General features: G+C 67.6%; 15 protein-coding genes and 1 pseudogene. 5 read left to right on the top strand and 11 right to left on the bottom strand.

Features of this window, described 5'->3' with window-relative positions:
* Window positions 1-93: 93 nt before the first annotated feature.
* From FQU96_RS41645 to FQU96_RS41610, 8 genes and pseudogenes are all read right to left on the bottom strand, one after another.
* Window positions 94-1,053: pseudogene (locus FQU96_RS41645) on the bottom strand (ABC transporter ATP-binding protein); the annotation flags it as partial.
* Window positions 1,053-2,042, bottom strand: a complete 990-nt coding sequence (locus FQU96_RS41640; protein ID WP_146547352.1) for an ABC transporter ATP-binding protein — start codon at window positions 2,040-2,042, stop codon at window positions 1,053-1,055. The gene FQU96_RS41640 and the pseudogene FQU96_RS41645, both read right to left, overlap by 1 nt.
* 136 nt (window positions 2,043-2,178) lie before the next feature.
* A complete protein-coding gene (locus tag FQU96_RS41635) occupies window positions 2,179-3,072 on the bottom strand; it encodes an ABC transporter permease (protein WP_146547351.1) in 894 nt (297 codons plus the stop codon).
* Window positions 3,065-4,009, bottom strand: a complete 945-nt coding sequence (locus tag FQU96_RS41630; RefSeq protein WP_146547350.1) for an ABC transporter permease — start codon at window positions 4,007-4,009, stop codon at window positions 3,065-3,067. The genes FQU96_RS41635 and FQU96_RS41630 overlap by 8 nt, the downstream gene beginning before the upstream one ends.
* A gap of 197 nt (window positions 4,010-4,206) precedes the next feature.
* The gene (locus tag FQU96_RS41625; RefSeq protein WP_178131202.1) at window positions 4,207-5,793 is read right to left on the bottom strand and encodes an ABC transporter substrate-binding protein; all 1,587 of its coding nucleotides are present in this window, start codon (window positions 5,791-5,793) and stop codon (window positions 4,207-4,209) included.
* Between the two features lie 94 nt (window positions 5,794-5,887).
* Window positions 5,888-7,126, bottom strand: a complete 1,239-nt coding sequence (locus FQU96_RS41620) for an aminotransferase class III-fold pyridoxal phosphate-dependent enzyme (RefSeq protein WP_178131200.1) — start codon at window positions 7,124-7,126, stop codon at window positions 5,888-5,890.
* Between the two features lie 98 nt (window positions 7,127-7,224).
* A complete protein-coding gene (locus FQU96_RS41615; protein WP_146547347.1) occupies window positions 7,225-7,977 on the bottom strand; it encodes a GntR family transcriptional regulator in 753 nt (250 codons plus the stop codon).
* A gap of 22 nt (window positions 7,978-7,999) precedes the next feature.
* The gene (locus FQU96_RS41610; RefSeq protein WP_178131198.1) at window positions 8,000-10,270 is read right to left on the bottom strand and encodes a penicillin acylase family protein; all 2,271 of its coding nucleotides are present in this window, start codon (window positions 10,268-10,270) and stop codon (window positions 8,000-8,002) included.
* A gap of 135 nt (window positions 10,271-10,405) precedes the next feature.
* Between FQU96_RS41610 and FQU96_RS41605 the strand changes: the two genes are divergently transcribed.
* Window positions 10,406-12,196, top strand: a complete 1,791-nt coding sequence (locus FQU96_RS41605) for an NAD(P)/FAD-dependent oxidoreductase (RefSeq protein ID WP_146547345.1) — start codon at window positions 10,406-10,408, stop codon at window positions 12,194-12,196.
* Between the two features lie 116 nt (window positions 12,197-12,312).
* On the top strand, window positions 12,313-13,710 hold the full coding sequence (locus tag FQU96_RS41600; protein ID WP_146547344.1) for an amidase: 1,398 nt from the start codon (window positions 12,313-12,315) through the stop codon (window positions 13,708-13,710).
* 40 nt (window positions 13,711-13,750) lie between these two features.
* Here the strand turns inward: FQU96_RS41600 and FQU96_RS41595 are convergent, their stop codons facing one another.
* Entirely contained in the window at window positions 13,751-14,638 is an 888-nt protein-coding gene (locus FQU96_RS41595; RefSeq protein WP_178131196.1) for a LysR family transcriptional regulator, read from the bottom strand.
* A 191-nt stretch (window positions 14,639-14,829) separates the two neighbouring features.
* Between FQU96_RS41595 and FQU96_RS41590 the strand changes: the two genes are divergently transcribed.
* The 3 genes from FQU96_RS41590 to FQU96_RS41580 are packed head-to-tail and all read left to right on the top strand — an operon-like array spanning window position 14,830 to window position 19,818.
* Window positions 14,830-17,481, top strand: coding sequence for an alpha/beta hydrolase fold domain-containing protein (locus FQU96_RS41590; protein WP_146547342.1), 2,652 nt, complete (start codon window positions 14,830-14,832; stop codon window positions 17,479-17,481).
* The gene (locus tag FQU96_RS41585; RefSeq protein ID WP_146547341.1) at window positions 17,462-18,268 is read left to right on the top strand and encodes a crotonase/enoyl-CoA hydratase family protein; all 807 of its coding nucleotides are present in this window, start codon (window positions 17,462-17,464) and stop codon (window positions 18,266-18,268) included. Before FQU96_RS41590 ends, FQU96_RS41585 begins: the two co-directional genes overlap by 20 nt.
* Before the next feature lie 2 nt (window positions 18,269-18,270).
* Window positions 18,271-19,818 carry an acetyl-CoA acetyltransferase gene (locus tag FQU96_RS41580; RefSeq protein ID WP_146547340.1) on the top strand — a complete coding sequence of 516 codons (1,548 nt, stop codon included), beginning with the start codon at window positions 18,271-18,273 and terminating at the stop codon, window positions 19,816-19,818.
* A 45-nt stretch (window positions 19,819-19,863) separates the two neighbouring features.
* Here the strand turns inward: FQU96_RS41580 and FQU96_RS41575 are convergent, their stop codons facing one another.
* Together FQU96_RS41575 and FQU96_RS41570 are read right to left on the bottom strand one after the other, a co-directional pair.
* Window positions 19,864-20,925 (bottom strand): MaoC family dehydratase N-terminal domain-containing protein, encoded by a 1,062-nt coding sequence (locus tag FQU96_RS41575; RefSeq protein WP_146547339.1) that lies wholly within the window; start codon window positions 20,923-20,925, stop codon window positions 19,864-19,866.
* Between the two features lie 139 nt (window positions 20,926-21,064).
* On the bottom strand, window positions 21,065-22,629 hold a 1,565-nt coding region (locus tag FQU96_RS41570), incomplete at its 5' end, for a DUF4139 domain-containing protein (protein ID WP_178131194.1).

Raw genomic sequence — 22,629 nt, 5'->3', positions numbered from 1 at the left:
CTTCGTCGCCGATACTCGCTGCTCGATTCCCCTTGCGAAACGGGGGCCGTCCACACATGACAGGAGGGGCGCCCGGGATGACGTATCGCTGTCGTAGAGGTGGCATGCCGTCTGTCGGCCGGGCGCCGTCTCGCGCAGTTCAGGCACGTCGATACGGCAGCGCGGCATGGCGTGCGGGCAGCGCGTGTGGAAGCGGCAGCCCGGCGGCGGCGTCAGCAGGCTGGGCACCTCGCCGCCGATCACCGGCGGGCGCACGCGCGCCGGGTTGGGGCGCGGCACCGCATCGAGCAGAGCCTGGGTGTAGGGATGCTGCGGCTGATCGTAGAGCGTGTTCTTGGGCGCGACCTCCACGATCGAGCCGGCATACATCACCGCGACGCGGTGAGTGACGGCGCGCACCACGGCGAGGTCGTGGGCGATGAACAGGTAGCTCAGCCCAAAGCGGGCCTGCAGATCCATCAGCAGATTGATGATCTGTGCCTGCATCGACACATCCAGCGCCGACACCGGTTCGTCGCAGACGATGAAGGCCGGGGCCAGCGCCAGCGCGCGGGCGATGACGACACGCTGGCGCTGGCCACCGGAGAATTCGTGCGGGAACCGCTCGGCGCTGTCGCGCGGCAGGCCGACCATCTCCAGAAGTTCCTTGACGCGATCGTTGCGGTCGCGGCGCGACATCGTGCCGGCGATGTCGATGGGCTCGGCGATGGACGCGCCCACGCGCAGGCGCGGGTTGAGCGCGGCGTGCGGATCCTGGAACACGAACTGCAGGCGCGAGCGCACGTCGGCGAGGTTGGCGCGCCGCCCGGGTCCGGTGATGGACTGTCCGAACAGCTTGACCGAACCGCCGGTGGGCTCGAACAGCCCGACCAGGATGCGTCCCGCCGTCGACTTGCCCGAGCCCGACTCGCCCACCAGGCCCAGGGTTTCGCCGCGGCCGATGTCGAAGGTGAGCTTGTGCAACACGTGCAGCATCACCGGCTGCCCGCGCTGGCCCTTGATCTTGAAGGCCATGTCGAGGTCGCGCACCTCGACCAGGACGTCGTCGGCCATCAGGTCGTCCCTGCGGTGCGGGTGCGCGGCGTGCAGCGCACCCGATGTGTGGCGTCGATCGCGACCAGCTCGGGCACCGCCGCCTGGCAGATCGGCTTGATGTGCGTGCAGCGCGGCCCGAAGCGGCAGCCGGCGATGGGCTCATCGGGATCGGGGATGCGGCCGGGGATGGCGTAGAGCCGCTCGGTGCCGCCTTCCAGAGCCGGCATCGAGGCCATCAGGCCTTCGGTGTAGGGATGGCGCGGTGCGTTGAACAGCACGTCGACCGGCGCGTCCTCGACGATGCGCCCGGCGTACATGACGATGACGCGCTTGGCGAACTCGGCGATCACGCCCAGGTCGTGCGAGATCAGCATCACCGCCATGCCGAGCTCGGCGCGCAGGTCGCGCAGCAGTTCCAGGATCTGGGCCTGGATGGTGACATCCAGCGCCGTCGTCGGCTCGTCAGCGATCAGCAGCCGCGGACGGCAGGCGATGGCGATCGCGATCATCACACGCTGGCGCATGCCGCCCGACAGGCGATGCGGGTATTCATCGACGCGGCGCGCAGCATCGGGGATACGCACCAGATCCAGCAGCTCGATCGCGCGCTGGCGTGCAGCGGTGCGGCTCATGCCCTGGTGCAGGCAAAGCGGTTCGGCGATCTGATCGCAGATCGACAGCACCGGATTGAGCGACGACATCGGGTCCTGGAACACCATGGCGATGTCGCGGCCACGGATCTTGCGCAGGTTGCGTTCCGGCGCCCGCAGCAGGTCCTGGCCGCCATAGCGTACGGCGCCGCGCGCGAAGCGCGAGGTGCCGCGCGCGTGCAGGCGCAGCATGGAGAGCGCGGTGACGCTCTTGCCGCTGCCCGACTCGCCCACCACGCCGACGCAGTCGCCTTCGCCGACATCGAACGACACGCCCTCGATGGCCGTGGTCCAGCCGCGATCGGTGCGGAACTGCACCGTCAGGTCCTCGATCGACACCAGGGGTGATGCGGTCATAGCGTGGTCCTTGTTTCGGACCGCGCGCGTCCACGCGCGCATCGGCGCGCCAGCGCCGACATGAGGTCGCTCTCCGCTTCGCTGCGAGCGATGGCGCGCGTGGACGCGCGCGGTCCGAAAAGGAAAACCACCATCATCAACCTGCCTTCAGGCGCGGGTCGAGCACGTCGCGCAGCCCGTCGCCCAGCAGGTTGAGGCCGAGTGCGGCGAGGCTGATGCCCAGGCCCGGGAACAGCATCACCCACCACGCCTCGGTGGCGTAGTCGCGGCCCTCGGCGATGATGTTGCCCCAGCTCGCCGTCGGCGGCTGCACGCCGACGCCCAGGAAGCTCAGCGCAGCCTCGGCCAGGATCGAATAGGCGAACACGAACGTCATGTGCACCAGCAGCGGGCTGACGCTGTTGGGCAGGATGTGGCGGAACATGATGCGCAGGTCGCTGGCGCCGGCGATGCGGGCGGCCTGCACGTAGTCCAGCTCGCGCACCACGAGGGCCGAGGCGCGCACGATGCGGGCGCCGGCCGGCACGTAGGCCACGGTGAGCGCAATGATCACGCTCTCCATGCGCGGCCCCAGTGCCGCGGTGATGCCCAGCGCCAGCAGGATGGCGGGAAACGACATCAGCGCATCCATCAGGCGCATCAGGAGCGCATCAAACCCGCGGAACTGTGCCGCCAGAACGCCGATGATGGCGCCGCACAGACCCGACAGCACGGCCACCACCAGGCCGATCCACAGCGACACCCGCGCGCCATAGAGCACACGCGTCAGCACGTCGCGGCCGAAGCTGTCGGAGCCGAAGAGAAAGGCCTCGGACGGCGGCTTGAAGCGCAGCCGCACCTTCATGGCCGACGGATCGATGCCAGTGATGAACGGCGCGAAGATCGCCGCCACGGCCAGCAGCACGACCAGGCAGAGCCCGATCTGGAACGAGCGATGCGCCGCCAGCCGCCGCAGCGCCATGAACCGCCGCCGCGGCGCCAGCACCGGCGACGACGCGGCCTGATTGATCGGCAGGGCGAGCTCAGTCATAGCGCACCCGCGGATCGGCGACGGTGTAGAGCAGATCGACGGCGAGGTTGATGGCAACGAAGACGAAGCCGTAGATCAGCATGACGCCCTGCACCAGCGGGTAGTCGCGCGCCAGGATGCCCTGCACCACCAGCCGGCCGACGCCCGGCAGCGCGAAGACCTGCTCGATCACCACCGAACCGCCCAGCGCCGTCGACAGCAGGATGCCCATGGTGGTGATGACCAGGATGAGCGCATTGCGGAAGGCATGCTTGCCCACCGTCGTCCACTCGCTCAGGCCCTTGGAGCGCGCGGTGCGGATGAAATCCTGGCTCAGCACGTCGAGCATGGCCGACCGGGTCATGCGCGCCAGGAAGCCGATCTGGAAGAGCGACAGCATGATCGCGGGCAGGATCATGGCGCGCAGCCATTCGATCGCACTCTGGTCGATCGGCACGTAACCGCTGGACGGCAGCCAGCCCAGGATCACGCTGAAGACGATGACGGATAGGATCGCGATCCAGAAGCCGGGGATCGAGACCCCGAGCAGCGCCACGCCCATGATCAGCGAATCGACCCAGGTCTGGCGGTAGTAGGCCGCGATCGAGCCGACGAAGATGCCGATCGGCAAGGTGATGGCGATCGACAAGCCGGCCAGCGACAATGTCACCGGCAGCCGCTCGCCCATGGCCGACAGAACGGTCTGGTTCAACATCAGCGAGGAGCCGAACTGGCCCTGCAGCAGATGCAGGAACCAGATGCCGAGCTGCTCGAGGAACGGCCGGTCGAGGCCGAGATTGCGCCGGACCTGCTCGATGGCCTCGGGCGATGCCTGGTCGCCCGCGATCACGACGGCCGGATCGCCCGGCAGCAGGCTCATCAGCAGGAAGGCGAGGACCGACACGATGAGGATCACCGGCACGGCCTGCAGCAGCTTCATCAGGGTGAGACGCGCCATCAGCGCCCTCCTCCTTCATGTCGTCCTGAGCGCAGCGAAGGACCTTGCGGTGGTTCAACCAAAGAATGACGTCGGAGAGTCATCTGCGCCGCCATTCTGTGACCGCACGACCGCAAGGTCCTTCGCTGCGCTCAGGACGACGAGAGGCGCGCGACCGCCTCCGGATGAAGCTGGTGTCCCTACCCAACGTCAACGCCTCACCCCGCCTGGTCGAGCCAGACATCCCACAGCTGCAGGATGCCGGGGTAATCGGTCTGACCCATCAGCTTGCGGGCGTAGCCGCTGAGACGGCCGGAGTCGGCGATCTTGATCATGTAGGCATCGCCCAGGACCTGCTGCTGGATCTTCAGCCAGGCGGCGCGGCGCTTCTCGAGGTCGGCGGCGGCGAAGAAGGCCTGATAGGCCGCATCCAGTGCGTCGTTGCCCTTGATGCTGGGGAAGGCATAGATCATCGGCCGCCATTGCTGCGGGCCCAGGATGTGATCGGGGCCGAACAGCGTGGTCGACAGATTCCACTCGCCGGTGCCTTGCTGCATGTGGGCTGCGTTGGTGGTCCAGTCGACCACCTTCACGTCGACATTCATGCCGGCGCGCTTGAGCTGCTCGGCCACCACCAGCATGGTCGTGCGCATCCACTGGTAGTTGCTGTTGGTCTCGATGATGATCTTTTCGTTCTTGTAGCCCGCCTTCTTCAGCAGCTCCTTGGCCTTGGCCGGGCTCTTTACGTCATACCAGGGCGTCGGTGCGCTCTCGCCGAGGTAGTACGGCGTGTTGGGAAACGACATCCACGGATTGGCCTTGTTGACGCCGCCGGTGGCGTCGGTGATCTCGGTGATGTCGATCGCAGCCCCGATGGCCTGGCGCATCAGCACGTTCGCGGTCAAGCCGTACTGCGAATTGACGATCACGTAGGTGCCGCCGACCGGGAATACCTCGCGGACGGCCAGCTCCTTGCGCTGCTCGATACGATCGCGCAGCTCGGTGGGGATGCTCGATGCCAGCTGGACCTCGCCGGTCTGCAGCGCCGCGATGCGGGTGGTCGCCTCCGGGATGAAGCGATAGCGCACGGCGTCGAGATAAGCTGTCTTGCGCCCGGCATATCCGTCGCGCCCGGGCGCGCTGGTGTCGGGCACGTAGCCGTCGAAACGCTTGATGACGAGATGACTGTCCTTGACCCACTCGCCCAGGGAGAACGGGCCGGTGCCGATCACGTCGATGCCGCGCGCCGGCTTGTCCTGCTGCGATGCCGGCAGGATCATGAACGGGAAGATCGGCGACTTCAGCACATCCAACAGGACGACGTTCGGCGCCTTCAGGTGCAGGACGACCGTGTACGGATCGGGCGTCTCGTAGCGCTCGACGTCGGCGAGGTTCTTGGCGTTGGGGCTGACGCGCTGGTAGCGTTCCAGCGACGCCTTGACGTCGGCCGACGTGAGCTCATCGCCGTTGTGGAACTTCACGCCGCGGCGCAGCTCAAAGGTGTAGGTTTTCGCATCCGCCGACATCGTGGCCTTGGTGGCCAGCATCGGTCGGGTGGCGTTCTGGTTGTCGAGCGCCACCAGCCCTTCGAAGACGTTGTGGATGACCTCCAGTTCGACGGCGCTGGATGAAACATGCGGATCAAGCGTGCCGGGCCCCGACAGCGTCGCGTAGATCAGGGTGCCGCCCTTCTTGGGCGCCGCCTCGGCGCTCGCCGTTGCCGGCGCCAGTGTCAGCGCGCCCAGGAACAACGCCCCCAGGCCCAACATCCCCCGCGAGAAATCCCGCCGCTTCACCGATGCCATTTCCACCCCTTCAACCGATCCTGTCATAAGGATGTATCATATATATTCAATTCGCATGCCAGCGCCCGGAACAGCGGCGTGCCGACAGGCGACATCACCGCGTGGCGGCGAGCACGGCGAAAGCGCTCTTCGTGGCCTCCAGCGCGAAGTCGATATCGGCTTCGGTGTGCGCTGCCGACAGGAACATGTTGTGGCGCGGGTGCAGATAGACGCCATGCTTGAGCGCCTCTGCCGTGAAGCGCTCGCCCTCGGCGCCGTCGGGATCGTTATCGAACAGCAGGGTCGGCATCTGCGGCGGGCCGCTCTGGCGCACGCCGATGCCGGCTGCCGCCGCCTGCGCCGCGATTCCCTGCCGCAGCCGCAGGCCCATCTCGCCCATGCGCCGCGGGCCATCGATGCGCTCCAGCTCATCGATGGTCGCCAGCGACGCCGCCATCGACACGGCGCTGCACCAGAACGAGCCGGTCATGTAGACCTGCGATCCGGCGTCGCGGAAGCGCTCGTTGCCCAGGATCGCGGCCAGCGCGTAGCCGTTGGCGATCGCCTTGCTCCAGGCGCTGAGGTCGGGCTGCACGCCGATCAGGTCCCAGCTGCCATGCATGGTGAGACGGAAGCCGGCGCGCACGTCGTCGAGGATCAGCGCCGCGTCCTTGGCATCGCACAGCTCGCGCGCACGGCGCGCGAAATGGGCATCCGGCAATTCCTGATCAAGACCGTAGTCATGGCGGAAGGAAGATACCACGACGCCGGCCAGATCATCACCGGCCTGGTCGACGGCCGCCTCCAGGCTGGCGGCATCGTTGTAGTTGAACGTGATCAGATGCGCGCGGTCCTCGGCGGTGGCGCCCAGCGGATAGGGCGAGCACCATGGCACGGCACCATGATAGGCGCCCTTGGCCACCAGGATCTTGCGCCGGCCGGTGCCGGCCCGCGCCAGGGTCACGCAGGTCGTGGTGGCGTCGGTGCCGTTCTTGGCGAAGATCGCCCAGTCGGCGTGCGGCACCAGGCCGACGAAGCGCTCGGCCAGCTCGACCATGCGTTCGGTCGGGCCGTTCATGCAATCGCCCGCCGCCATCTGGCGCTGCACCGCCTCGGTCACGGCCGGATGCTTGTGGCCCAGCACGATCGGGCCCCAGCCGCACATGAAATCGACGTAACGCCGGCCGTCGACGTCCCACAGATGACAACCTTCGGCACGCTCGTAGAACTGGGGATAGCCCGCCGGCAGCCGGGCGGCGCGCATATGGCCATACATGCCGCCGGGGATGACACGCTGGGCCCGCGCCCGCAGCTTGCGGTCCGGCGTATCGACAGGGACGTTCATTGTCAGCACTCTCCCACCACGATGACTAAAAAGTATATGATATATTCTTTACATCAAGCGGATTCGTAGGTCCCGGGAGCGCGGGCGGGACGCCCGCGCTCCCAGGATCATGCCCGCCGCTTGCGCCGGCCCTGGGCGCGGAAGTTCAGCTGGAAGCTGCCGTCGGGCATGTCGAGCAGCTCAACCTCGCCCGCCGCGATCTGTTCCATCAGGGCGACCAGCCGCGCGCCGCCTTCGATGATGTCGTCCTGGATGGCCTGGCGCGCCGCCGCAGCATCGCGCCGGCGTAACGCCTTCATCAAGGTGAGATGCTGGTGCGGCCCGCTGTAGGTCGGCGGCGCATGCGGGTAGAGGAACTTCAGCAACGGCCCGTTGCGCAGCCAGGCGCTCTCCAGCAGCGACACCAGGTCGACCATCTGCGAGGCGCGGTAGATCAGGAAATGGAAATGGAAGTTGGTGAAGTGGGCGGCCTCGTGGTCGCCCCCCTTCTCCGCCGCGACCAGCTGGTGATGCAACTCGTCGAGCCGCGCGAAATCGCTGGCGGTCAGCAGCGGTGTCGCCTTCTCGGTGGCGAGGCCTTCCAGCAGCAGGCGAACCTCGCGCAGCTCCTTGTAGCGGGTGAGCGACAGGTTGGTGACCGTGATGGCCTGGCTCGAGCGCATCTCCAGGCCGCCCTCGCGCACCAGCTGCATGATCGCCTCGCGCACGGGCGTCTGGCTGACGCCCATCGCCTGGGCAATCTCCTGGATGCGCAACCGCTGGCCAGGCCAGAAGCGGCCGGCCATCAACGCCTCCCGGAGCTGGGCGTAGACGCGCGAGGTCAGGTTCTCGCGGCTGCTTACGGTCAGTCCGGACAGCATCGGGGCTCCTAGCGGTTTCGCCTCAGGGCTGCGAGACATACACGCGGCCATCGCGGAAGGATAGATGGCGATGCTGGGTGGCACCGGCGGTCACGGCCGCCCAGTCGTACAGCATCGGCACCATCTCGCCCGCAGCCCAGGCCGCGTTCTGGTTCATATGCCAGGGACTGCCCGGCTCGCCCGAGGCGCCATGGAAGACGATCCAGCGGCAGTTCTGCCACGCCCCGACGTCGAAGACGTAGCGCGACAGCGAGGCATAAACCGCGCGCGTGCCGATCGCCGCGACGCAGCCGGTGGCGAAGACCGTGTCATTGTCGCCACCGACCGGCGCCGACAAACGGTCCAGTTCGGCGGCCTGATCCGGGAATGTCGCCGACAGCGGATGCGTGAATCGCGGCCTATGCGCTACGCCCCACGGCTCCAGCGGCGTGGCCGATGCCTGCGCCAGCGCCAGGCGCAACAGTTCGTCCCACGATGCGCCCCGCAGCAACGTGGCATCGTCGGCGCGCAGCAGGCCCGGCACGGCCCACCACAGCTGGTTCTCGGCCACCGTGCCGGGCGGCACCTGGGCCCAGGGGCTCTGCGCCACGGCGCGCAGGCCGCTGCGATCGGCCACCAGCTTCGTCAGCGCCAGGCGCACGGCGACATAGGCGCTGGCGCCCAGCGAGTCCGCCGCCATGCGCCCGTCCCAGTCGAGGATACTGCGCTGCAGGGCGGCGGCCTGCGGATCGGCGACGGGGAGCTTGCGCAGCCGCTCGCGCAGTTCCTGGCCGGGGATCGTCTCCACATCGCGATGGACGCCAGCCATGTCGTCGACCGAGGCCGATGCCAGCGCCGCCAGGCGCTGCCAGACGCGCCGGGCGCGATGCGGCGGCATGGCGTCGGTACAGAGATAGTCGTCCCCCTCGGCCGCGACGCGGTTGTTGGCGGTGACCACGACGCCGCCGGCCGGATCGATCGCGGCCGGCATGCGGTGCCAATCGACGATGCCGTCCCATTCGTGTGCGCCGGTCCAGCCCGGCACCGGCAGCCAGCCGTTGGACCGCGGGCGGCGCGGCACCTTGGCCCGCACGCGGTAGCCGATGTGGCCAGCGGTATCGCCCGCCACCAGATTGTGGTCGATCAGGCCCCACTCCCGCGTTGATTCGTAGAGCGCCGCGACGCTGGTCGCACGCAGCATCGGGATCAGGCAGTCGAACGACCGGTCGGTCTCGGCGAACTGCATGGAGCGCAACGCCAGCGCCGTGCCCGTTGCGGGATCGCCGGCAATGACCGGCCCGTGCCGCGTCTCGACGACGTCGACCTCGACCGTCTCGGCGCCGCGCACGGCGATGCGCTCGGTGCGCCGGCGCACCGGTTCCCACTGGTCCTTGAACAGACAGCTCTGCGCATCGGCGGAGAAGCGCTCGACGTAGAGATCATGGATATCGACGAAGGCGTGGGTGACGCACCAGGCGACGGTGCCGTTGTGGGCGAAATGCGGGAAGCCCGGCACGCCCGGCACGGTCAGGCCGATGACATCGAAATCATCGCACGCCAGATGGGCCTGCGCGTACATGTTGGGCATTTCCAGCACCCGGTGCGGATCGCCCGCCAGCAGCGGCCGGCCGGTCGCGGTGCGGCCGGGCGCCAGCGCCCAGTTATTGCTGCCGCCGCCGCTGACATCGATCGCTGCGGTCTCCAGCAGCGCCTCGATGCCGGGCCGCAGGTCGGCCATCGCGGCCTTGAAGGGTCCCTTCTCCAGCCCGGGCGGCAGGCACAGAAGCTCGTTGCCGCCATCCTCGTAGCGCAGCCGCGCAATGCCCTCGGCGCCCACGATCGGCAGCGCCGCGGCGCGCCACAGCTTCCACCACACCGAGCCCATCAGGAAGCCGATCTGGCGCATCACAGCGATGGAATGCCACGGCTGCCAGGTGACCGGCTGGGCATCGAGCAGGCCATATTCCACCGGACGACATCCCGTCGCGACGAAGGCGTTCACGCCGCTGGCATAGGCCTCGAGCATGGCGCGCGCCTCGCTGCCCAAGGCGGCATAGTCGCGCTGCGAGGCGCCTACGGTGTCGAGACGGCGCGCCAGTGCATCGGCCTTGATCGCCGCCGGGCCGATCCATTCGGCGTAGCGCCCGGTACCCCGGCGCAGCAGCGCCTCCATCTGCCACAGCCGGTCCTGGGCGTGGGCAAAGCCCAGCGCGGCGAACGCCTCGGCCTGCGACCGCGCCTTGATGTGCGGGATGCCCCAGGCGTCGCGCCAGATATCAGCCCCGGAAATGCCGCCGCGTACGCCTGCCGTCATGGGAAGTTGTTCCTTGCCAAGGTGGGTTCGATCAAAGAATATATCATATATGTCCACGTCCCGGCGACGGACGCAACCGCTTATGAGGGGCGGCGGCACCATCGCCCTGCAGCGAACGGGTTGAACACAAGCATCATGAGCGGTTCTGAAGCGACGGCGCAGAGTGCGCGTTGGTTGACGTCTTTCGGCGAGGCCCTGCAGCGGCAGGACATGACGGCGATCCTCGCCCTGTTCGGCGACGAAAGCTACTGGCGCGACCTGGTGTCCTTCACCTGGAACATCGTCACGGTGGAGGGCCGTGCCGGCATCCGGAGCATGCTGGCCGCGACCTTGGCGCAGGTGAAGCCGACGACCGTCGCCATCGAAGGTACCCCGCGCACCACCAACGGCATCACCGAGGCGTGGTTCACGTTCGACACCTGTAACGGCCGCGGCAAGGGCCATGTGCGGCTGCGCGACGGCAAGGCGTGGACGGTGCTGACCACGTTGCAGGAGCTGAAGGGCTTCGAAGAAAAGCGCGGCGCGACGCGGCCGCTGGGCACGGTTCACGGCGCCATCCGCGGCCGCGAGACCTGGTCCGATCGCAGGACCATGGAGGAGGCAGCGCTGGGCTACAGCCAGCAGCCCTACTGCCTGATCGTCGGCGGCGGCCAGGGCGGCATCGGACTCGGCGCACGGCTCAAGCGGCTGGGCGTGCCGACCCTGATCATCGACAAGAACGAGCGGCCGGGCGATGCCTGGCGCAAGCGCTACAAGTCGCTCTGCCTGCACGATCCGGTCTGGTACGACCACATGCCGTACCTGCCCTTCCCCGACCATTGGCCGGTCTATACGCCCAAGGACCAGATGGGCGACTGGCTCGAGGCCTACACCCGGCTGATGGAGCTGAACTACTGGCCCTCGACTGCATGCCGCGCGGCGAGCTTCGATGCCGCACGCGGCGAATGGACGGTGGTCGTCGAGCGCAACGGCGAGCGCGTGGAGCTGCGTCCCAAGCAGCTCGTGCTCGCCACCGGCATGTCGGGCGTACCGCACACGCCCAACTACCCGGGCGCCGACAGCTTCAGGGGCATGCAGCATCACTCCAGCCGGCATCCCGGTGGCGAAGGCTTCGCCGGCAAGAAGTGCGTGGTTGTGGGTTCGAACAACTCGGCGCACGACATCGCGGCCGACCTGTGGGAGTACGGCGCCGAGGTCACCATGCTGCAGCGCTCGCCGACCTTGGTCGTGCGCTCCGAATCGCAGCAACAGCACGGCCGCAGCCTCTATTCAGAGGAAGCGGTGCAGGCCGGCATCACCACCGACATGGCCGATCTCACCGTGGCGTCGATCCCCTATCGCCTGGTGCCGCAGTTCCAGATTCCGGTGTGCCGCAAGATCCAGGACGCCGACGCGCCCTTCTACCAACGCCTGCGCCACGCGGGGTTCATGCTGACCTTCGGCGAGGACGAGTCGGGCCTGGGGCCGATGTATCTGCGCCGCGGCTCGGGCTACTACATCGATGTCGGCGCGTCCGAGCTGATTGCCGATGGCCGCATCAAGCTCAAATCAGGCGTCACGATCGAGCGCCTGACCGAGGACTCGGTGGTGCTGAGCGACGGCACAAGCCTGGCCGCCGATCTCGTCGTCTATGCCACCGGCTACGGCTCGATGAACGGCTGGGCGGCAGCGCTGATCTCGCCCGAGGTCGCCGACGCGGTCGGCCCATGCTGGGGCCTGGGCTCGGGCACCAACAAAGATCCCGGCCCGTGGGAAGGCGAGCTGCGCAACATGTGGAAGCCGACGGCGCAGGAGGCGCTATGGTTCCACGGCGGCAACCTCGCCCAGTCGCGGCACTACTCGCGCTACCTCGCGCTGCAGCTGAAGGCGCGCATGGAAGGTATTCCGACCCCGGTCCATCGCGGCATGATCCACACGGCAAGCTGATCCATAGCTTCATGGTGAGCTTGTCGAACCATGAAGCGTCGCACCACGACCCGTGCGTCGCCTTCATGGTTCGACAAGCTCACCATGAAGACATTCACCTAGGGAGACCCACGACCATGAACGATGCCGATATCGGCTATCTGCCGGCCAGCACGCTGGCGGCGATGTACCGCAAGAAGGAGATCTCGCCGGTCGAGGTCGTCGACGCCGTCCTGCGGCATATCGAAAAGTCAGAACCGACGCTGAACGCGATGGCGCGCCTGACCGCGGATCACGCGCGGGCGCAAGCCAAGAAGGCCGAGGCGGCGCTGCAGCGCGGCGATCCACGCAAGCTCGAGGGCATCCCGGTCACCATCAAGGACCTGCAGCAGACCAAGGGCGTGCAGACCGATTTAGGCAGCAACATCTTCAAGGGTACGATCCCCGACGTCGACGCGCCCTGCGTGTCGCGCCTGCACGACGCCGGCTGCATCATGCTGGGCAAGACGACGACGCCCGAGTTCGGCTGGAAGGGCGTCAGCCACAGCCCGGTGACGGGCATCACGCACAACCCCTGGAAGCACGGCACCAGCGCCGGCGGCTCGTCGTCGGGTGCCGGCGCGGGTGCCGCGGCCGGCTACGGTCCGCTGCACCAGGGCGGCGACGGTGCCGGCTCGATCCGCCTGCCGGCACACTTCAACGGCGTCTTCGGCCTGAAGCCGACGCATGGCCGTATTCCCAATTGGCCGATGTCGAACAATGACCTGGCAACCTACATGGGCCCCCTCACGCGGACCGTGACCGACGCGGCGCTGATGCTGGAAGCCATGGCCGGCCCGCACCCGTGGGACTACACCACGCTCGAGACCCCGCCGCAGGACTACGCCGCGACGCTGCAGGCTGACATGAAAGGCAAGCGCATTGCCTTCAGCCCCGACCTGGGACATGCCCGCGTCGATCCCGATATCGCCGCGCTGGTGGCCACCGCCGTCAAGGCTTTCGAGGAGATGGGCGCCACGGTCGAGCTGGTGACTCCGGCCTGGGGTCCCGAAGGGGTCGAGCTGGTCGATTTCTTCTGGCCCACCGTGTTCGCCGGCTACACGCGCTTCCTGCCGGAGTGGGAAGACAAGATGGATCCGGGTTTCGCGGCGATGCTGCGCTCGGTCGAGAACGTCAAGCTGTCGACGTTCATGAACATGCGCACACGGCGTTTCACCTACTGTCAGCGCATCCACGAGTTCTTCGAGAACTGGGATTACCTGGTCACGCCGACCGCCAGTGTCGCCGCTTTTCCTCCCACCCTGCTGCAGCCGGCACACTGGCCGGAGGAACCGGGGTTCTTCCGCTACATCCAGTTCTCCTATCCGTTCAACTGGTCGGGCAATCCAGCGGTCAGCGTGCCGTGCGGCTTCACGGCAGACAATCTGCCGGTCGGCCTGCAGATCGTCGCGCCGCGCTTCGATGATCTGGGCGTGCTGCAGGCGAGCGCCGCCTTCGAGGCGGCACGGCCCTGGGCACAACGTCGTCCCGGCTGAAACCGGCTGGCCGCCTGCGCCGCCGCCGCGGCGCGGCCCATCACGGGCTGGATCGCGCCATGTCCCAGAAGCGCTGGCAGGTGCGGCTGTTGGCCCTGCTGCGCCGGATCAGCAGAAATTTCAACGTGCGCGCGTCACGCAGCGGCAGCTTGACCAAACCCGAGCCATCCGGTCCTGCCGTGACCGGTGCTGCCTGAAAGGCTCCCAGGACGAGCGTGTCCTGGCGGTCATCTGTCGTCAGCAGGGCGCGACGCACTTCGGGCAGCTCGATCACGGTGGCGCCGGCACGGACCAGTGGCGGGTAGAACATGTCGAACACGCCCGGATTGAGGTCGCGCGTGAAGGCGCCGATCCGGCGGCCGGCAAGATCGGCCGGACGCAACGATCGCTTCACGGCCAGTCGGTCATCCCGCCTCATCATGATGACGAACTGCAATGTGGCGATGGGCAGAACTTCCAATCCGTTCGGGTCGAACGGCTCGATCACGAATGCCGCATCGAGTTCATGCCGCTGAAGCCTGTCGATCAGCCTGTGGGTCCAGCCCACGTCAAGCTCGACGATCGCCTGTGTATGCGATGCGAAACGCTCCACGAGCTCCGCCCGCTGCGGGAACATGAAGCCATAGGGCGGCGTGCCGATTCGCAGCCGCGCGCGCGGATGGTCGCGCAGGCCCTGGGCGACAGCCTCGAACTCCGCCGCGCCGGCCGCCAGTGCTTCGGCCGCCGGCAGAAGCTGCTCGCCCTCGGGTGTCAGGCGGATCCGGCGCGTCGTGCGCTCGAACAGGCTGCAGCCCAGCCGTTCCTCGAGCTGACGGATCCGGGTGGACAGCCAGGGTTGCGAGACGCCCAGTTCCACCGCCGATCGGCTGAAGGAGTGCGTGCGCGCGATATGGGCGAATTGGATCGCCGTCTTCAGGTCGAGGTCCATGACGTATGCGGACAGGCTAATGCCCATCTATTGGGAAAGCGAATAAATTCGCGCGGCTTTCGTCTTGGACAGAACGACCAGGCGAATCGACATTGCTCCTACGACGTACAAGCAATCGGCGAGCACCCCGTCCGCGGCATATTACGCGGCCAACACTGCCCAGCGCCTTGAACGACGAGGGATGGAATCGGATGAGCCAGGATGTGGATGTCGCCGTCGTTGGTGCCGGATTCTCCGGCCTCTATTTGCTGCATCGGCTGCGGCAGGCCGGGTTTTCGGCCGTCGGCCTGGAAACGGGCGACGACGTCGGTGGGACCTGGTACTGGAACCGCTATCCTGGCGCGCGCTGCGACGTTCCCACAACGGATTACACGTTCTCCTTCGACCCCGCCCTGGAGGATGCCTGGACGTGGTCGGAGAAATACGCCACGCAACCGGAGATCCTGCGCTATCTCGGGTTCGTTGCCGACCGCTACGACCTGCGCCGCGACATCCGGTTCGCGACGACCGTGACGGCGGCGCGGTGGGACGACGCGGTGCAGCGATGGCAGCTGGACACCAGCAACGGCCCATCAGTGTCGTGCCGGTTCTATGTGATGGCCAGCGGCTGCCTGTCGGCCCCCAAACCGCCCGAGATCGATGGCGCCAAGGACTTCGCGGGACAGACCTACCTGACCTCGCGGTGGCCGCACGCCGGAGTCGATTTCACCGGCATGCGCGTGGCGGTGATCGGCACCGGATCATCCGGCATCCAGTCCATCCCCCTGATTGCCCAGCAGGCGGCGCACTTGACCGTCTTCCAGCGCACACCGAACTTCTCTCTGCCGGCCCTGAACGGTCCGGCGCCGGCCGAGACGGTGGCGACGTTGGCGCGGGACCGCGCCGGCTATCGCGAGAAGGCGCGCTGGACCCCGGTGGGCCTGCTGCGCCAGCGCCCCACGGAATTCAGTTGGCAGCTCAGCGAAACCGAACGGCGCGAGCGCTTCGAGCGCGGCTGGAATTCCGGCGAGCTGGGCGGCTTCTCCACCGCATGGGCCGATGCCACCAACGACGTCGACGGCAATGCGCTGATCTCCGAGATGATCCGCGGCAAGATCCGCGAGATCGTCGACGATCCGGCGACCGCCGAGGCGCTCTGTCCGCACGACCATCCCTTCGGCGCGAAGCGGCCCTGCCTCGATACCGGATACTACGCCACCTACAACCGGCCCAACGTCAAGCTGGTCGACCTGCGCCGCGAGCCGATCACCACCATCACCCGGTCCGCCATCCGCACCGCCAAGGCGGACTACGACGTCGATGCCATCGTGTTCGCGACGGGCTTCGACGCCATGACCGGTGCCATGCTCGCCGTCCATCCCATGGCTGGCCGCGACGGGGTGACGCTTGCCGATGCCTGGGCCGATGGTCCCAGGACGTACCTGGGATTGACGATCGCCGGATTCCCCAACCTCTTCCTGGTCACCGGTCCCGGCAGCCCCTCGGTCCTGGCAAACATGGCGGTGGCCATCGAACAGCACGTCGACTGGATCGTCGACCGGCTCATCGGCATGCGCGATGCCGGCTTCACCACCATCGAGGCCACCGAGACGGCCCAGGCCGGCTGGTTGCGCCATGCCGTCGACTGTACGGCACTGACGCTGCATCGTCTGGCCAATACCTGGTACACCGGCGCCAACATGCGCGGCAAGGCGCGCGGCGTGATGCCCTATACCGGCGGACTGGGCGCCTATCGCGGCATCTGCGACGAGGTCGCCCGCCGCGACATGCTGGGCTTCCGGCTGGGCGATGCCAACGGCAAGGCGACATGCAGCGATGGCGAGGTGGTACGCCTGCAGCCTGACGTGCGCCTGCTGCTGGCGGAGATGGCGAAGCTGAACCTGCCGGCCATGGAGTCGCTGGGCGCCGACGGCGCGCGGGACTTTGTCATCCAGGCGCGCGCCAGCCGGCCGGCGGTCAGGCCGGTGGGCGCTGTCGTCGACGGAACATTGCCGGGTGCCGGCGGACCGCTTCGCTATCGGCTGTATCGGCCGGCCACGCCGGGCCCGCATGCCGTGCTGGTCTATTTCCACGGCGGCGGCTGGGTGCTGGGCAGTCACGACTCCGATGACCCGCTGTGCCGTGACCTGTGCCGGCGCAGCGACATGCTCGTGATCAGCGTCGACTATCGGCATGCCCCGGAACACCGCTTTCCCGCCGCCGCCGAAGACGGTTACGCGGCCATGTGCTGGATCGCGCGGAACACTGCGGACATCGGCGGCCGGCCGGGACCTGTGGTCGTGGCCGGCTTCAGCGCCGGCGGCAACGTGGCCGCGGTCGTCTGCCAGCTGGTGCGCGATCGCGGCGGCGCCGAGATCGCCGGCCAGCTGTTGCTCTGCCCGGTGACGGACCACGACTTCACGCGGTCCTCCTACAACGAGAACGCCCAGGGCTATCACCTGACCAAGGCGATGATGCACTGGTTCTGGGACCTGTACTGCAGCCCGGCCGAGCGCAACGACCCCAGGGCCTCGCCACTGCGCGGTCAGCTGGCCGGATTGCCGCCGGCGCTCGTGGTGACCTGCGAATTCGATCCGCTGCGCGACGAGGGGATCGCCTACGCCGAAGCCCTTGCCGCCGCCGGCGTCAAGGTCTCCCAGCTGCAGGCCCGCGGCCACATCCACACCTCGCTGGCCATGGTCGATGTGATCATCACCAGTGTCGGGCCGCGCGAACAGATGGCGCAGGCCGTGCGCGGGTTTGCCGGGCTAACGGGCGCGAAAGGTGATGGCGCCGGATACCGTGCAGCGCCGCGTCGAGGCCCAACACAGGAAGGACGGGAGCATGTCAGCGCAAGGCAATGAGGACGCGGTCAAGGTCAGCCGACAAGGCCATGTGGTCGTCATTACGATCAACCGCCCCGAGGCACGCAATGCGGTCAACATGGCGGTCACGACGGGAATCGGTGACGCGCTGGAGGCGGCCGACAAGGATCGCGACGTGCGCGCGATCATCATCACAGGCGCGGGTGACCAGGCATTCTGTGCCGGCGCCGACCTGCGGGCGCTGTCGCGCGGCGAGCGCCTGGGCCCAACCGACGGTCCCCGCGCGACGCGCGGATTCGCCGGCTTCGTGAGCTTCCCGATCGCCAAGCCCATCATCGCCGCGGTCAACGGTTTTGCCCTGGGCGGCGGCACCGAGATCGCCCTGGCCAGCGACCTGGTCGTGGCCTCGGAAACCGCAAGCTTCGGCCTGCCGGAGGTCAAGCGCGGCATCATGGCGGCCGCCGGCGGCGCCTTCAGACTGTTGGACCAGCTGCCGCGCAAACTCGCGATGGAAATGGTGCTGACGGGCGAGCCGATCACGGCGCGGCGCGCTCTGGAGCTGGGCCTCGTCAATGCCGTGGTGCCACAGGACCAGGTTCTCCATGCGGCGCTGGCGCTCGCCGCGAAGATCACCGCCAACGCGCCGCTGGCCGTGCAGGCGTCGAAAAGGGTCGCGCTGGGTATCGTTTCGGGCGAAATACCCTCCGAGCAGACGGCATGGGAACTGACGCGGCAGGAGATCCGGCGCCTGATGGAATCGGCGGACGCCAAGGAGGGACCACGCGCCTTCGCCGAGAAGCGTACACCGGTGTGGAGAGGAGAATGAGCATGGCTGAGAGTCGCACGTTGAACCCGCGTACGCCGGTGGTCATCGGGGTCGGACAGTCGGTGGATCGCATTGATTCGCCGTCCTACAAGACCTGGTCGGTGTCCGATGTGGCCGCCGCCGCAGCGGAAGCCGCCTTCGAGAACACGACTCGCGCCGCCGCGGTACGCAGCGCCGTCGGCGCCATCGGCGCGGTGCGTACCTTCGAGGACACCGGCCGGCCCTCGCCGTTCGGCAAGACCGCCAACTTCCCGCGTTCCATTACGCGGCGACTGAACATCGATCCCGGCTACGCACTGTGGACCAAGGCCGGCGGCAACACGCCGCAGGACATGATGATCGAGTTCTCGCAGCGCATCTATGAGGGCGAGTTCGAGGTCGCCCTGCTGTGCGGGGCTGAAGGAATCAGCACGGTGCGCAATGCGCAGGCGCAAGGCAAGTCGCTGGATTTCGCCGAGAATCCAGGCGGCCAGGTCGAGGACCGCGGGGCCGGACTGGAGGAAATCCGCGACGTGGTGCTGAGCCGCCATGGCGTGCTGGGGGCGCCGATATCCTACGCGCTGGCCGAGAACGCGCGTCGCCGCCGACTGGGCCTCTCCAAGCAGGACTATGCCGCGCGTATGGGCCGGCTGTTCGAGCCCTTCGCGCGGGTCGCGGCGGCCAATCCCTACAGTTCCTGGGCCGTGCCGGCCTTCAGCGCCGCAGCACTGCTGGAGCCCGGCAAGTCCAACCGCTGGATCGCCGACCCCTACCCGCTGCGGCTGGTGGCACGCGACCAGGTCAACCAGGGCGCCGCGGTGATCGTGGCCTCGCTCGCCGCGGCGCGCGCCATGGGCATACCGGAAGAGAACTTCGTCTACCTCCACGGCTACGCCAAGGCAGCGGAGAAGCGTCTGCTGGCGCGGCCGGATATCGGCGCCTCACCCACCGCGCATGCCACGGTGCGCGCCGCGCTGAAGGGTGCCGACACGACGGTCGACGATATTGCCCTGTTCGATTTCTATAGCTGCTTCCCCATCGCGGTGGCCAACGTGGTGCTCGACGAGCTGGCGCTGAAAGAGGACGATCCGCGCGGCTTCACCGTCACGGGGGGCCTGCCGTTCTTTGGCGGGCCGGGCAACAACTACTCCATGCATGGCGTGGCCGAGATGGTCGGCCGGCTGCGCCGCCAGCCCGGCAAGAAGGGCTTCGTCGGCGCCAACGGCGGCACGCTGGGCAAGTACAGCGCCGGCGTCTATTCCACGCAGCCACGCGATTGGACCGTGCAACCGTCGAGCGACCTGCAGTCGGCGCTGGACGCAGTGCCGTCAGTGACGATCGACGAGCGCCACACCGGGCCGGTGACCGTGGAGACCTACACCGTAGTGCACGCCAAGACCGGTCCGCAATATGCCGTGGCCATCGGCAAGAACACCGTCGGCGCGCGCGTGATCGCCCGTACGCCCGAGGGCGACACGAAGGCAGCGCTGCGTGTCCACGACACCGATTTCCTGGACCGCCGCATCGACGTCGTCGCCACGGGCGACATCAACGTGTTCCAGGTGGCGTGACGAGGTGTTGGGAGCGCGGGCCTCCGGCCCGCGCGCCCAGGGCCTTCACACGTGATAGTGGAAGACCGTGAACTCCTGGGTACGGACCAGCTCGCTGCGCTGATTGTAGAGAAGCCGTTCGGTGGTGATGAAGTAGCCCTCTCCCAGCTTGGTCTTTTTCCGTTGGCTGCAATTCTTCATCCGCAGCTGGGTATGCCCTGTGTCGCCGGGCCGCAGCGGGATGAAGAAACGACAGACAGCCTGTACGACGGCGATTTCGTCGCAACCCGGCGGCGTAGCGAAGGTGCCGCTTTCTGCCCATGCGTGACGCAGGGATTGCAAGAGACCCATGCCCGTCTTGCCCTGGCGCACTGGGTCAGGGGTGGTTTCGCCAGGCTTCATGTAGCCGATACCGAGTCTGGCTGCTGAACCCGTTCCGAAAAACATCGACGTCGCCGGCGCGACGATTCCGCCGTGCGGGCTCGACGCCGCGGACGACTCGTCCCAATAGAGCGGATTCCAATCCTCGAGCGCTTCGCACCAGAGGTGGATTTCCGCCTTTGTCAGCGGTTGCGCCGGATACGCGCCGCCAGGCCGCGACGTGCCCAGATGGGGACGTGCGAAATCAGGCACGTCCGCCGCAGAGACGTCGTCGTCGCGGGAGGGGATCAACGGCAGGGCCTTGTCTCCCGAACGGGATGGCAAGGCCATCGTGGCCGTTGCGGTCGCAGCCTGCGCAGCGACCGCGTGCCCGATGTTGAGGTCGACAAGATCGACAAGGTGGGCACCATCTTGTCCGCGGTAGCGGCGTCCGACGCGTCCGGTCACCGCCAGCACGTCATTGGTGCAGCTTTGCGTTCGCATGCTGAAGGTCAGGGATCGGATTTCTCCCGCCGGACCGCTCCAGTCCGTCATCAGCCGTCCGAACAGGCCCGCCACATGCGGCGTGGAGATGAACGCATCTCTCGCACCCGCCGCACGCGCGTAGTCGCCGTCGAAATGGACATAGTCATACAACCCGCTCGCGCGAACGAACGCGACGAGGCGCAACAGGCTAAGCTCGTAGGTGAAGGACGGCAGTGGTTGCCCCGCCTCGACGTCCTCCCAGAAAATGGCCGGCCGGCTCACCTGACCCTCCTGTCATTGCAGGTTGTTGCCAGCCATTTGTACGTGGACAGAAAGCACAGGGCCATCGCCTCGATCGGCCGCAGGGCGATCTCGATGCGATGTGCGATCGCCCTGCGGTTCAATCTTTCCGTACGATGCCCTAGCCCAGCGTCTTGATGTACGCCTCGAGCGCCGCGCGGGCGGTGTCGACGGCCTTTTCGGCATCGGCGCGCTGGCGGGCGAGTGTCTCGAGCTCGGTCTCCTGCTTGTCGAGCGTCGCGAGATAGCGGCGCTGCAGGTCGGAGTTCGCCGGCACGCTCTTGAGGTTCTCGCGAATGCGCTGCTGCTCCTGGGCGATGCGCGTGCGCTGCGTCTCGCCCTGCTCGACCTTCTTCTCCGCTGTCTTCACCGCGTTCTGCAGCTGGATGATTCGGTTGAGCGCATCCCTGGTCTTCTGGTCGAACTCCTTGGCCTTGGCGAAGAAGACGATGCGTTCCTCGTCCGTGTCGGTCAGCGCCAGTTCCTGGTCGACGACCTGCTCCTGCACGACTTCAAAGGTCTGCGTCTCGCCGCCCTTGAGGTCGAACGGAATGCGGTACTTGCCCTCGATCTGGCCGATATTCTGGGCAACCGGCTTCACCAGCTTCCAGCCGTCGAGCTTGGCCGTCTCGACCAGCAGCTGGCGATCCTCCTTGGCCGGGGCCTTCACGCGATAGGTGACGGTCTGGCGCTCCAGCATCTGGTAGTTCAGCACGCCCTGCACGATGCTGCCCCTGACCAGGGTCTCCGTCTGTGTCGACTCGACGCTCACCACCACCTTCTGGTCGAGCGCATAACTCAGCAGGCGGTTCTCGCCCGCCGGCAAGGCCGACAGCCGCGCATCGCCGACATAGGCGACCTGGCCGCTGGTGCGCTCGTAGATCGTCACGATACCCGGCGGCAGGCCGGTGCTGCCGTCGTTCTGCAGGCGCACCGAGGCCAGTGGATTGCGGGTGTGAGTCTCGGGCTGGTAGAGCGCCTGGCGCTTCACCGGCACCTCGCCGTTGATGATCGGCACCGACAGCGTCAAGCCGTTGCCGACCGATACGGGGTTGGGGAACCGGAACGACACCTGGGTCAGCGCCTCCTGCGCCGCGACCTGTGCGGCCGGTGGCGCGACGGCGTCAGCCGGCGCGACGCCGCCTGTCGCCCCCGCGTAGGGCAGCACCTTGCCGTCGGGAGTCATCTGGCGCTGGTCACGTCCGCGCATGGCCGGCGCCGATGCCGGCGCGGGCGGTGGCGGCGGCGCCGGCATGGTGCCTTGATCGGTCTTGGGCATCAGCCGGCCCACGACGTCGACCGGCACGTACGGGCGGTCAATGTAGTAGGATTGGTACAGCGCCTGGCGAAAGGCGATGGGGTGACCGGACACCAGGGTCAGATCGACGTCCTTCCAGTCCTGGCCGCTCATGTTCTCGACCACGGCCCAGCCCTGCAGGTGCGCCTTGGTGACGTCGCCCTCGCCCGGCACCGTCAGACGGTATGACGCCTTCCACACCGGCGCCGTCACGATATACGCCACCCGCACCGTGCGCTTGCCCTGACCCTTCGACGTCAGCTCGACCGTGCGCGCATCCTTGGCGCGGTTCGACGCGATCGCCGCCAGGGCCTTCTGCACCTGTCCCCGCACGGCCGGATCGGCGAACTGCAGGTTCTCCGCCTCCTCCAGCACGAACTGCTGCAACC

The sequence above is a fragment of the Reyranella sp. CPCC 100927 genome, from assembly GCF_007859315.1.
Lineage (GTDB): Bacteria > Pseudomonadota > Alphaproteobacteria > Reyranellales > Reyranellaceae > Vineibacter.
Note: the sequence above shows the minus strand (reverse complement) of the source record. Positions and strands in the feature narration are given on the sequence as shown.

Bases quoted from the DNA above. Each gene is read 5' to 3' on its own strand.
- FQU96_RS41590 (WP_146547342.1), top strand. From the start codon at position 14,830: ATGAGCCAGGATGTGGATGTCGCCGTCGTTGGTGCCGGATTCTCCGGC.
- FQU96_RS41610 (WP_178131198.1), bottom strand. From the start codon at position 10,270: ATGACGGCAGGCGTACGCGGCGGCATTTCCGGGGCTGATATCTGGCGC.
- FQU96_RS41595 (WP_178131196.1), bottom strand. From the start codon at position 14,638: ATGGACCTCGACCTGAAGACGGCGATCCAATTCGCCCATATCGCGCGC.
- FQU96_RS41600 (WP_146547344.1), top strand. From the start codon at position 12,313: ATGAACGATGCCGATATCGGCTATCTGCCGGCCAGCACGCTGGCGGCG.
- FQU96_RS41580 (WP_146547340.1), top strand. From the start codon at position 18,271: ATGGCTGAGAGTCGCACGTTGAACCCGCGTACGCCGGTGGTCATCGGG.
- FQU96_RS41605 (WP_146547345.1), top strand. From the start codon at position 10,406: ATGAGCGGTTCTGAAGCGACGGCGCAGAGTGCGCGTTGGTTGACGTCT.
- FQU96_RS41630 (WP_146547350.1), bottom strand. From the start codon at position 4,009: ATGGCGCGTCTCACCCTGATGAAGCTGCTGCAGGCCGTGCCGGTGATC.
- FQU96_RS41625 (WP_178131202.1), bottom strand. From the start codon at position 5,793: ATGGCATCGGTGAAGCGGCGGGATTTCTCGCGGGGGATGTTGGGCCTG.
- FQU96_RS41585 (WP_146547341.1), top strand. From the start codon at position 17,462: ATGTCAGCGCAAGGCAATGAGGACGCGGTCAAGGTCAGCCGACAAGGC.
- FQU96_RS41615 (WP_146547347.1), bottom strand. From the start codon at position 7,977: ATGCTGTCCGGACTGACCGTAAGCAGCCGCGAGAACCTGACCTCGCGC.
- FQU96_RS41640 (WP_146547352.1), bottom strand. From the start codon at position 2,042: ATGACCGCATCACCCCTGGTGTCGATCGAGGACCTGACGGTGCAGTTC.
- FQU96_RS41635 (WP_146547351.1), bottom strand. From the start codon at position 3,072: ATGACTGAGCTCGCCCTGCCGATCAATCAGGCCGCGTCGTCGCCGGTG.